Source organism: Okeania sp. SIO3I5 (assembly GCF_010672085.1).
In the GTDB taxonomy this organism is placed as follows: Bacteria; Cyanobacteriota; Cyanobacteriia; order Cyanobacteriales; family Microcoleaceae; genus Trichodesmium.
The window spans coordinates 37,211-47,721 of sequence record NZ_JAAHHT010000049.1 but is presented as its reverse complement, the minus strand read 5'-3'; the positions used below and the strand labels follow the sequence as shown (position 1 = coordinate 47,721).

Below are 10,511 nucleotides of genomic sequence, written 5' to 3'. Positions count from 1 at the left end.
AAGGAGTAAGGAGTAAGGAGTAAGGAGTAATATCAAATCCAGTTGAATACAAGAGTGTATTGTTGGGGGAGATGGTCCGATTGTCCGATTTAATAATGAACATATACTATATAACCGGATTCTATATAAGAAAGGAAATGAAAGTGCATAAATTTTTAAATTCGTATTCATGCTTAACATATTTTAGTTGAGGAAGTAATTTTGCGATTACTGTATAACCGGATTTTATATCAGAAGTCAGAAGTCAGAAGTTTGATAGCGGTTTTCATTAACATACAATACAGAGATTTTGGCTTAAAGGCAGAATAGAAGGCACTTATGCTGAGGAAAAGTTTTGTAGTCTATCTTTGTGAAAACCACTACAAAGGCAAAACCTTCAACCTAGGGTAGATACTTCTCCAGGTTTTACACAGATGAATTACTTCTCCAGTTTGAAAAGCTCCATCCCTACACGGTGCTGGTGCATTGTCATTATTTTTGTTACGAGAACAGTGGGAGCAAAATGCTCCCGTGCCAGGCATTCCTTGTTCCTGTATACCATATACCATTATATAAAATCCGGTTATACAGTAATCGCATTGAAAAATCCTCAACTAAAAAAATATGTTAAGCTAGAAGCACGAATTTAAAATTTTATGCCTTTTCATTTCCTTTCTTACTCCGTACAGACCTTCGCATTTTTGTTATGCAACGTCCCTACCTTCTTACTTCTTACTTCTTACTTCTTACTTCTTACTTCTTACTTCTTACTTCTTACTTCTTACTTCTTACTTCTTACTCATTACTCATTACTCATTACTCATTACTCCTCAGTAATACGATAACTAATTACCCGGATTCTATACTTCAGCAGAACTACCCCCTACACTTGCTTTCAGGAGAACTTAACTTCAGTCTTCTGGCAATCTTTCAATAATAAGTGCTACCTTGTGATGATATAATCTAACAAGGTATCACTTATTAAATATTGAGATAGTAAACATCAGTTAGACGGATGCATAGGTTTGTTCTCGGGAAAGAACAACTTCAGGAACAGACAAACTACTTATATAGTGACTTTCATCAGAACTCCAGAGAGCTTGCGCTACTCCTAAGTATCCTCTGGAAGCCTTAGAAACACTTATAGCTGTGTTGATGACTGTTGGTAAACAAGGACTAGGCATTAATGTTGTAAAAAAGGTATTAACCATAGACAACAATATGAGCGTCCAAAAAAATCCTAATGCCGGCAATAAAATTAAGTCAGGCATGACGAAGCGACTGATGCGCTTCCATATAGCTTGTTGAGGTATTGTAATAACTACGGCAAGCGTCGCAAAAAGGGAATTATTCAGTTTTTCTACCATTTTTCTAGATCGTCAGAGTCAAGTTTATCGGGCGCAACAAATCAGACCTATACCTACCAAGGATTCTGAATCGACAATCTGTCTAATTGTTATAGAAAGTTGACTCTTCATTCTCCTCTCAATGCCTACGAAGTTAGCTGACGGGCTAGGGCTGAGAGATGCCCTTCTCTACATCTTTATTTTTCAACCTTAAAGATTTCTATTCAGAGATAAGCCCCTTATTTTTGGTTCCTCCGCTCCAGCAGCACTCTTGCTGTGCTTTTCTTGCCAGATTAGGCTGACTGTCTTTTGCTTTTAATATAATCTTAACTTCTCGATCGCAACTTTGTCAACATTTTTTTTAGAAAAATTTTCCAGGATTCGATCAAAATTTTGAGTTAGGAATTTGAGAGTATGTCAAGAAGTTTTTTAACCAAAGTTAAATTATTCCCATGACTAAGTTTGAGAATTTGAGAATCTCCTAAGAGTAATGGCCACTATTATACTATTGCTCCAGAAAAATGCCCTATATCTATACTACTACTATTTAGTCTATTAATTTTCCGTACAATTTCCCACTGAATCTTTACGCTTTAAATCACTCTTTCTATTAGACATCTCCAGATCAAGAGAAAACACTTAACTGGGAAGGAGTAATATCATGTCCGGTTGAATAGTTATAAATAAAAATGGAGGAGTAATGAGTAATGAGTAATGAGTAATGAGGAGGGAATTTTAAGCTATAAATGAAGAGAAAGTTTTTTGATCACTAATTATCCGGACATGATATAATTGATAATAATGAAGCGTTTCGCTGCACGACATGTTTGCGGAGCATGACCTAGGAAAAGGCAGAGCCTAGCGGTAGCTATATCGCTTCACTCTAATTTTATCACTACATATACAAAACCACCTAACTTTTTTCACATTCCCGTTTTGTTACATCATGTCTGTACCTAAACATATCCTTCAGTCGAGAGTCTACCCACCAACCTAAAAAAGATTCTGTTAACCATCCCCCAGGCAAAGAAAATGCGATCGCATCGGTTAACCTAGTCTGACCATCTTCCAGGCTAAACTGATGACGATGAGTCCAGCTTGCCATTGGGCCTTCTTTCTGTTCGTCAGTAAACAGACTATATTGTTTATACTCTGTATGTACGGCCACCCACTTCACAGGAATTGGACCTAGCCAAATGATAAATTCTGATCTTGCCCCTATTTCCAGTCCACCTTGACGACGCATAATTTGGACTGGTTGCCAAGGTGGGGTAAGTATTTGGAGAATATCGGAACGTTCGTGGAATTTCCAAACCACCTCAAGTGGAGCATTGATTAAAGTTGAATAGTGAAAATGCAACATATTTAAACCGTTTCCTTAAGAGCAAAATTTATGATTATTTATGCTTTTGATATGATAGAACCTAGATTATTATATCGTCTTCTTACTTTATAAAAGTAGAGAAAATGATTAAAGAGGTAGCATAATGTGATTAGGGTTTATTTAGATACCAGTATTTATAATCGCCTTTATGACGATAAAAATCAGGTAAACATTTTTTTAGAAATGCAAGCTACAATTAGTATTTTAAATCTAATTGAAATGAAAAAAATCCAATCAGTTAATTCATTTGTCCTAGAATATGAAAACCAAAAGCATCCTACACTAGGAAAGCGAAATGCAGTTAATGAGTATCTTAAACAATCCAATTTTAACTTTCCTGGCGGGAAGTCCCGCGCTCTCCATCCCCCCTAACCCCCCGTGCATAGGGGGGAGGGGGAGCGTCGGGATGAAAGCCAGGGCCAGGATTCGGATCCCTTCATAAGCTAAACGTTTATATGCCCAAGACACAAGCTAAGAGCATTTTGTTATTGTAAAAGTCAAAACAGGGGGAGGACATCACCTCTGTCATGCGCAGCGGTCAGGGTTTCCCAGACTGAAGAATCTCTATGAGTCCCGTAAGGGCAACGTCGGGAGTATGTCAATGAATCAATTAAAAACAGAGCGAATCAACTAGAAATAGAAGGAATTAAAAAGTTAAAAGTCAAAAGTAAGAAATAGAAATATAGGTGGTGCTCCAAGGAAGTGTGGGAATGTTCATTAATGGATAATGGATAATGGATAATTACCTCTCCCTAAAAGGGAGAGGATTGATTAAAAGGAAAAGATTTATTTTTTTTCCCTTGAAAGGGGAGGCTTTAAACCTGAATTATCTAATTATTTAATTGTTTAATTATTAATTATTTCGGTAAAATAAGAATTGTCTCTAAAGCGATCACCAAAATAACCAACAAAACAAGCCCCTAGTATTAAGATTTCTCTGGCTTTTCAGTCTTAGGGTATGTTTTAGTACATCAATAATCGGGAAACAGAAGGATGAAGTTGCCTGGGGAAACTGCTATTACTATTGAACAATAGATAAATCTCACATCAATAATCGGGAAACAGAAGGATGAAGTTGCCTGGGGAAACTGCTATTACTATTGAACAATAGATAAATCTCACATCAATAATCGGGAAACAGAAGGATGAAGTTGCCTGGGGAAACTGCTGTTACTATTGAACAATAGATAAATTTCACATCAATAATCGGGAAACAGAAGGATGAAGTTGCCTGGGGAAACTGCTATTACTATTGAACAATAGATAAATCTCACATCAATAATCGGGAAACAGAAGGATGAAGTTGCCTGGGAAAACTGCTGTTATACCAATTTCAAAAAATACTGTTACAGTGAAATATGTCTAAAGGTATTAACTAAAAAAAGTAGTTAAATGAAATGAGAACAAGGATTTACATAGTTCGTTTAGCGATCGCTACTGCTATTAGATGATCACTCAATAATTTTATACCTGTTTGACTGTAACAATATTTTTTGAAAATGGTATTACTATTGAACAATAGATAAATCTCACATCAATAATCGGGAAACAGAAGGATGAAGTTGCCTAGGGAAAACTGCTGTTACTATTGAACAATAGATAAATCTCACATCAATCTCAGAAAAAGCAGATAAAAATTGATCAATTACAACAATAAAGTTTCCTTCCTTCTTCTTCCTTCTTCCTTCTTCCTTCTTAACTTCTTCCTTCTTCCTTCGCCTCAGCTAAATGCTTTTTCAAAGTTGCTACAGGTAGAGGACCTTGAATATGATTCCAAGGCAAAACTTGTTCTAATTCCCAATCATTAAAAACATAAAAATCTAACTCTGGCAACTTTCCACGCAACTCCTTAAAAGCTCTCTTATAACTACCTAAAGAATCTCCATAATTTCTCACCAATTCTAATAAATGAGATACCCTTCGATCCCCTCTAGAAATTAACCCTTGAATTACCGACCATTTATAACTTTCTGGGCGAAAATCTATTCCCTTTGAGCGTAATTTTTTCTCCAAAAATTTCAGCCGTTTTTCTGACTGAGCATTTACGCCAAACCATTGAAAAGGAGTATGAGATTTCGGCACAAAAGTGCTGCAACCTAAACTTAACCTCAACCCAGGAACAGCTTTTTTCAAAGTCAACATCATCTCCACAGTCGCATCTAAATCTTCTTCCTCTTCTCCCGGTAAACCTACCATTCCATAAAACTTAATACCTTTCAAACCACCAGCTTTAGCATTAATAGCAGCTTGAATAATTTCCTCATTTTCTAACTTTTTATTGATAATTCTGCGCAGGCGATCGCTCCCACTTTCTACAGCAATTGTAATTGATTTTGTATCTCGGTTCGCTAAAATTTTTGCCAGCTTTTCTGTGACTGTATTTGTTCTAACCGATGCAATACTCAACCGAATATCATCATATTTTGACTGGGATAAATAATCTAATAAACTTTCAAATTCGGGATGTTGAGTTACCGAAGCACCCAATAAACCCAAACGTTTTGTGACAGTTAATCCTCTTTCTATTGCCGGAATCAGAGACTTTTCTAAATTAGCACTTCTAAAGGGTAAAGTCAGATAACTTGCCAAACAAAAACGACACATTTCGGGGCAACTTCTGACGACTTCTACCATAAAAATATTTTCCCAAGCTGCCTTTTCAGTAACAACAGTAGAAGCAGATAAAGTATTACCTCGATAAGTTTGTTTTTGCACAACAGGAGGAACATCTTTATCTATAGGTTCAATAGATTTAATCGCACCATCCCTACTTTGATAAGTTACTTCATAAAGACTAGGAATATAAACCCCAGGTACTTGAGATAAATGTTTTAATTGTTCTGGTTTTTCAGCTCGCCGAATTTCTTTATAAGCGTCAATAAAATCTCCCAATAAATTTTCCCCATCCCCCAATAAAATTACATCAAAAAAATCAGCAAAAGGTTCTGGATTAGCAGTTAAAACAGGTCCGCCACCAAATATTATCGGATAACTTTTTGCCAAACGATTTTTAGCTCTAATCGGAATTTCCAGAGACTCCAGAATATTGAAAATATTGACATAATCAAGTTCCCAAGAAAGAGAAAAACCGAATAATTCTGGTTGTTGTGGGAGAGGTTCATTAATATCAGTAAATAAGCGACTAACTTGTAGATCGGAACGCATAGCTAAAGTTGCCCAAACAATCTGATAACCAAGACTCGTTATTCCCACAGTATATTCATTGGGAAAAGCAAAAATAATTGGAATAGCATTAGATTCAGGGATAGCTGGAGTAAAGAGTAAATTTTCAGTATTAAATAGATTATTAGACATTCTTAAACAGTTATCAGCTTTAAAAAGTTATCAGTTATCAGTACGCAAAGAAACCCGGTTTCTACGAGAAACCGGGTTTCTGGATTTCCCCCGCGTAAGTCCTGTAGTTATCAATTATTAATTATCAATTATCAATTATTAATTACTGGAGAGTACAAAGTTCTTAAGGACTTACGCATGAACGCTATGGGTAGGGTGTGTTAGCGCCACCGTAAGGCACCAATACCCTATATGTAGTGCCTTTGCGTAAGTCCTGTTCTTATAAAAAACGATTTACTGATCTGAGTGAAAGTATTACTGGTAAAGACTTACAGCACCTACAGCTCTGAGTCGAGAGTTTCTAACCGAGTGAGCGCTGAAAGCCTTAGCTAGTAATAGTTACTTCCAGAACTTTGTACTGTCTAGTTAATAATTAATTATTAATTATTAATTATTAATTATTACCTATTTATATTTAATTTTAAACAATAAAATTGGTAAGGCTAAACTCAAGGTAGCAACATTCGTAAAAATTATCGGTAAGTTGTTAATAATCATGCCATAAATTATCCACAGCAATATGCCAAAGCAAAAAATAGCAAACATTTCCAAAGAGATATCTTTTGTGGAACGAGTACGCCAAGTTTTGATAACTTGAGGTAAAAATGAAATAGTTGTGAAAATGCCTGCTATTAGTCCTAAAATTGTCACGAAGTTCATAATAAATACCAATAATTGTGATCTAAGCATTCAGCCGTCAGCTATCAGCTAGCCTCCTAAGTTAAAACTTTGTTAATAGCCATGAGTTATTAACCAGTATTTAACTATATTTACTGAGGTATGTTAAAAGCTAAGATTGTTAAAATTAGTTTACTATCATCATCATCTTGGTGATGAAAAATAAAGCGACAACCTGTTTCATTGTCATAATGTAAATCTTTTACATAGTTCGGATGATGCTTTGTAATTTCCTTAATCTTTTTAACAACAGAAGTAAACCCTTTATTTTTATTGAATATTAAGATAGCTGTTTTGGTGTCTCGGCATGAAACGTAACCCAAAAATTGATTTATAGCATCTTTAAACTCCTTTTCTCCACGCCAAAATTTACATTCAGCAATAAAAATATTTTGACCATTTTCTCTGATTAAAATATCTGTTTTCCCTTTGTTATTGAATGTTTCACCAGATGCTTTTCCTTTATATTTATATTGACCATTCAGTTGAACTAAAAACAGGTGTCTAATATCTTCTTCCTTCATATTTTTGAAAGTCTTAGGACTTGTTTCCATTGCCAATCCCATATTAGAAATTATAGAAAGAATATTCTCGTAATCTTTTATGTCTAAAGATGGCTCTGATTCAAAGGTTTCTTTATTTGGTAAGGGAGGGTAAACTTTAGTTTTTCTTTTAACAAGAGGCACAGAATAAGTTTTAGAAACATCAGGGTTATGCCTCACAGGATAGCCTAAAGACTCAACAAGTTTTTGGTCATTTAACAATTTTTTACGGCGACTTTCTAATATAGATATTACTTTTTCTTTGATTGATGTTTCAAAAGAAGCTAAATCTTTTGACATTTGCTCTAAATAACTATTAATCTGACTTAAAAATCTCTCAAATTCTAGTTTTACAGCAGATTTTTCATTAGAATCATGTATTTCATAACTTATTACTATTTTGTTTCCTTTCACTCTACCACGAGGACGTGGGATAATATAAGTAGAAGGTTGATAAAATAAAAAATCTGAGTCTCCTTGAAAGGGAACATAGTAAGTAATTTTAGTACCTTTTACTGATGTATTTCTTCCAAAATCATATTTTGTTAAAGTGACTTATTCAGGCTCACTAATGTAAATATTCTCTTGTAGTATTTTACAAATATCAGATTTATATTTACTTTCAAAATAATTACACCAATCCTCAAGACTTTTATTTAATAAACGCTTGCCATCAAGTTCCATTAATTCATTTTCTAGCTCTTTTTTCCTATGGCTAAGAAAATCAAAAATAGTTTCATTCTTTGAAAATAAAAAAGGATTATCATTGATCATTAAGCTACCTCCTAAATCATTGTCTCTGTTTCCTTAACTCTTATCTCCCCCCGACATTAATTTCGCTTATTTTCATATTTATCTATTTTTTGACATAAACCTTCTAAAGTTTCGTTTTCTTGTAGTCGATCTTTAAAAGCTAAATAATCACCTTTTCCTAGATTAAAAGTTGCTACAAAGCGCAAAAGATCACTAGGAGCTAATTCTTTTTGTAAAATAAATAAAGCTTTCTCGATTAACTCTTCATCATTTGGGAAAGTTGTTTGAGTTTGTTCCTGTATATCTTTATTTTCTCGTTCTTTCATAGCCTCTTCATAAATGCTATCAATAGTTTCATTTTTAAATAATTGCTCTTTAAGTTTTACATGATCTCCTTTACTTCCTAAATTTAAAGTAGTAACAATATCTAAAAAATTAGCAGGTTCTAATTGATTAAAAAGAATTAATAACGCTTCTTGGATAATTTTATCCTTATGGTTTAAGTTGGTTTTCATCACATACCTCTAAAATAAAATTAACAGGATTGAGAATTTTTAAAGAAAGGTTTTGACAACGACTAATCAATCTTTTATCGCAGGTAAGAAAATAATCAGTTTGTTTTATTTCTGCACAAGCAACATGATAAGCTTCAAATTGCTTAATTCCTTTGTGAATTCTGCTGAAAAATTGGTAGTAAATAGAATCATAATGTTAATTCATTGATTACTAAAATAGATAACTCATTGACTCGTTTTAACTGTAAATCATTAGTTAAAAAAGCATCACAATTAGACTGAATTGCTGTTGCAATTTGTAAAGCATCAGGTAACGATAAATTATACCTAGCTCTCATTTGTGCTGCTAATTTTCCGATATCCTCATCAATGATAATAAAATTAATATTGTCTCCATCAACAATTAAATCAATAAAATCCTGAACAAGTGCTATTAACCCTAACTTGTAAGGATATACTAAACACTCAGACAAACTGATTGGAGAAGTAACTCCCAAAAGTAAACCCTCATCTATTCCATCAAAAATAACTTGAGTTAGTCCATAATAATTCGGGTGATTTTCTACATAGTAAATAATAGGCGCAGTATCTAAAAATAGTCGCCTTACCCCTTGAATAGCATTATTAACTTTCATAATTATTACGGATAATTTATTCGCGGTTTTCTGTCGCTTCTTGACGAGTTCGAGAAACCCATTCTTGAGCATCTTCCCCCACTAAAGGATAAGTCGCTTTTCCTTGAATCTCACGCCATTTACGCCGAGGTTTAGGGATTGAATTATCATCTCTTTTAAGACAACTTGATAAATAACCCATTAATTGAAGTTTTTCTTCAACATTTAACTCTTCTGATTTACTCATTAACTCATTTAATAATTCTTGAGACATAATGTACCTCCTTTTTAGCTATTCTAAAATTGTCTCAATTTTCATATAATTTAAACAATTTATTGTTCTCATTGTTGCCATTCTTGACGTAATTCCCTAACCCATTCTTGAGCATCTTTTCCCTCCAACAGATTAGGCAATATTCCTCGTAAATCGCACAAACTATATTTAGAGGTTTTTGGAGTAATTGTCTGACCCTTCAATTGTTCTATAGTATAGGTAATGATTTGAAACTTCTCTTCTATAGTAAGCTGTTCAATTTCCTGTAATATTTTTGTTAATAAAGGACTCATTAGTTTAATCTCCAAAAAAGTTACTTGTTATTTTCACAATGATAACTCAATTGCTTCCTCTGTTTTTGTTATTTAATTTCTGCAGATGCCTGAAAAATTATAGCGCTTTTCAGATTGATGAACCACATCATCAGAACCAAAACTCCGTAGGGACGTTCCATGGAACGTCCCTACTGTGGTTTACTGAAATGAAAACTGCTGTAAGCGTTGCGTCAGCAAATCGCTTTCGTTATTTGTAAGATTCTTTTTTCAAATTGGTATAAGAACCCTAATCCCTACTCCTTTATAAACAAAAAAATAATCCCACCCCAAAAAAGAGTGAGATTTTTTTTTAAAATCTGAGTATTAACTAACTCAAAACTAAAGCCTTTCTTATAAAGAAGAACCTACACCAACATAGGAACCATAAAAGAAAAGACCGACAACTACAAGTACACCAGTTCCTGCTACAACAGCAACCAACCATAAAGGAATTCTTCCTGGTTCAGACATCATAATACTTCACCTCATTATTTCAAAACTAACTACTATTTCAAAGAAATTTGTAAACAATCTACTTGTTAACTTTTTAGTTAATTCTACTACCTATAAACTACCCAAATAGGATGACTTGCATAGGCAGAAATTACTTGATTCCGTTTCCCAAATTAGTTAAAGAAATAACTAGAAAAAAGAATACCAAGAACAAACACTAACAACAAACCAAGATAGAGAGAAGTACGATTTAATTCTACTGGTTGCTTATTAGGATTAGAACTACGATCTAAAGGCATTATCTT

General features: G+C 33.9%; 14 protein-coding genes and 1 riboswitch. Of the genes, 1 reads left to right on the top strand and 13 read right to left on the bottom strand.

Going from position 1 to position 10,511, the window contains the following annotated elements:
• Window positions 1-359 precede the first annotated feature (359 nt).
• The 3 genes from F6K40_RS14060 to F6K40_RS14050 all read right to left on the bottom strand — a co-directional run bounded on the left by F6K40_RS14060 (window position 360) and on the right by F6K40_RS14050 (window position 2,688).
• Window positions 360-548: a hypothetical protein gene (locus tag F6K40_RS14060; protein ID WP_293136826.1), complete on the bottom strand. Its 189-nt coding sequence runs from the start codon at window positions 546-548 to the stop codon at window positions 360-362.
• A 438-nt stretch (window positions 549-986) separates the two neighbouring features.
• Complete coding sequence (locus F6K40_RS14055) at window positions 987-1,346, bottom strand: hypothetical protein (RefSeq protein WP_293136824.1); 360 nt, start codon at window positions 1,344-1,346, stop codon at window positions 987-989.
• A gap of 107 nt (window positions 1,347-1,453) precedes the next feature.
• A riboswitch (cyclic di-AMP (ydaO/yuaA leader) is annotated at window positions 1,454-1,635 on the bottom strand.
• Window positions 1,636-2,238: 603 nt separating this feature from the next.
• Complete coding sequence (locus tag F6K40_RS14050; RefSeq protein ID WP_293136822.1) at window positions 2,239-2,688, bottom strand: SRPBCC family protein; 450 nt, start codon at window positions 2,686-2,688, stop codon at window positions 2,239-2,241.
• A gap of 126 nt (window positions 2,689-2,814) precedes the next feature.
• On the opposite strand from F6K40_RS14050, the gene F6K40_RS14045 reads away from it, so the two are divergent.
• On the top strand, window positions 2,815-3,081 hold the full coding sequence (locus F6K40_RS14045) for a hypothetical protein (protein ID WP_293136820.1): 267 nt from the start codon (window positions 2,815-2,817) through the stop codon (window positions 3,079-3,081).
• Window positions 3,082-4,404: 1,323 nt separating this feature from the next.
• Here F6K40_RS14045 and F6K40_RS14040 read toward each other — a convergent pair.
• From F6K40_RS14040 to psbL, 10 genes are all read right to left on the bottom strand, one after another.
• Entirely contained in the window at window positions 4,405-6,024 is a 1,620-nt protein-coding gene (locus tag F6K40_RS14040; protein ID WP_293136818.1) for a B12-binding domain-containing radical SAM protein, read from the bottom strand.
• 444 nt (window positions 6,025-6,468) lie between these two features.
• Window positions 6,469-6,723, bottom strand: a complete 255-nt coding sequence (locus tag F6K40_RS14035) for a SemiSWEET family sugar transporter (protein ID WP_293136816.1) — start codon at window positions 6,721-6,723, stop codon at window positions 6,469-6,471.
• 110 nt (window positions 6,724-6,833) lie between these two features.
• The gene (locus F6K40_RS14030) at window positions 6,834-7,697 is read right to left on the bottom strand and encodes a hypothetical protein (protein ID WP_293136814.1); all 864 of its coding nucleotides are present in this window, start codon (window positions 7,695-7,697) and stop codon (window positions 6,834-6,836) included.
• A 141-nt stretch (window positions 7,698-7,838) separates the two neighbouring features.
• Window positions 7,839-8,057: a hypothetical protein gene (locus F6K40_RS14025; protein ID WP_293136812.1), complete on the bottom strand. Its 219-nt coding sequence runs from the start codon at window positions 8,055-8,057 to the stop codon at window positions 7,839-7,841.
• A gap of 56 nt (window positions 8,058-8,113) precedes the next feature.
• Window positions 8,114-8,551, bottom strand: a complete 438-nt coding sequence (locus F6K40_RS14020; protein ID WP_293136810.1) for a hypothetical protein — start codon at window positions 8,549-8,551, stop codon at window positions 8,114-8,116.
• 188 nt (window positions 8,552-8,739) lie between these two features.
• Window positions 8,740-9,186, bottom strand: coding sequence for a type II toxin-antitoxin system VapC family toxin (locus tag F6K40_RS14015; protein ID WP_293136808.1), 447 nt, complete (start codon window positions 9,184-9,186; stop codon window positions 8,740-8,742).
• 16 nt (window positions 9,187-9,202) lie between these two features.
• Window positions 9,203-9,439: a hypothetical protein gene (locus F6K40_RS14010; RefSeq protein WP_293136806.1), complete on the bottom strand. Its 237-nt coding sequence runs from the start codon at window positions 9,437-9,439 to the stop codon at window positions 9,203-9,205.
• A 68-nt stretch (window positions 9,440-9,507) separates the two neighbouring features.
• Window positions 9,508-9,732: a hypothetical protein gene (locus tag F6K40_RS14005; protein ID WP_293136804.1), complete on the bottom strand. Its 225-nt coding sequence runs from the start codon at window positions 9,730-9,732 to the stop codon at window positions 9,508-9,510.
• A gap of 372 nt (window positions 9,733-10,104) precedes the next feature.
• The gene (locus F6K40_RS14000) at window positions 10,105-10,227 is read right to left on the bottom strand and encodes a photosystem II reaction center protein J (RefSeq protein WP_375340567.1); all 123 of its coding nucleotides are present in this window, start codon (window positions 10,225-10,227) and stop codon (window positions 10,105-10,107) included.
• 152 nt (window positions 10,228-10,379) lie between these two features.
• Window positions 10,380-10,505: a photosystem II reaction center protein PsbL gene (gene psbL / locus F6K40_RS13995; RefSeq protein ID WP_293104183.1), complete on the bottom strand. Its 126-nt coding sequence runs from the start codon at window positions 10,503-10,505 to the stop codon at window positions 10,380-10,382.
• Window positions 10,506-10,511 lie beyond the last annotated feature (6 nt).

Bases quoted from the DNA above. Each gene is read 5' to 3' on its own strand.
- F6K40_RS14060 (WP_293136826.1), bottom strand. From the start codon at position 548: ATGGTATATGGTATACAGGAACAAGGAATGCCTGGCACGGGAGCATTT.
- F6K40_RS14035 (WP_293136816.1), bottom strand. From the start codon at position 6,723: ATGAACTTCGTGACAATTTTAGGACTAATAGCAGGCATTTTCACAACT.
- F6K40_RS14015 (WP_293136808.1), bottom strand. From the start codon at position 9,186: ATGAAAGTTAATAATGCTATTCAAGGGGTAAGGCGACTATTTTTAGAT.
- F6K40_RS14005 (WP_293136804.1), bottom strand. From the start codon at position 9,732: ATGAGTCCTTTATTAACAAAAATATTACAGGAAATTGAACAGCTTACT.
- F6K40_RS14040 (WP_293136818.1), bottom strand. From the start codon at position 6,024: ATGTCTAATAATCTATTTAATACTGAAAATTTACTCTTTACTCCAGCT.
- F6K40_RS14055 (WP_293136824.1), bottom strand. From the start codon at position 1,346: ATGGTAGAAAAACTGAATAATTCCCTTTTTGCGACGCTTGCCGTAGTT.
- F6K40_RS14025 (WP_293136812.1), bottom strand. From the start codon at position 8,057: ATGATCAATGATAATCCTTTTTTATTTTCAAAGAATGAAACTATTTTT.
- F6K40_RS14010 (WP_293136806.1), bottom strand. From the start codon at position 9,439: ATGTCTCAAGAATTATTAAATGAGTTAATGAGTAAATCAGAAGAGTTA.
- psbL (WP_293104183.1), bottom strand. From the start codon at position 10,505: ATGCCTTTAGATCGTAGTTCTAATCCTAATAAGCAACCAGTAGAATTA.
- F6K40_RS14000 (WP_375340567.1), bottom strand. From the start codon at position 10,227: ATGATGTCTGAACCAGGAAGAATTCCTTTATGGTTGGTTGCTGTTGTA.
- F6K40_RS14020 (WP_293136810.1), bottom strand. From the start codon at position 8,551: ATGAAAACCAACTTAAACCATAAGGATAAAATTATCCAAGAAGCGTTA.
- F6K40_RS14050 (WP_293136822.1), bottom strand. From the start codon at position 2,688: ATGTTGCATTTTCACTATTCAACTTTAATCAATGCTCCACTTGAGGTG.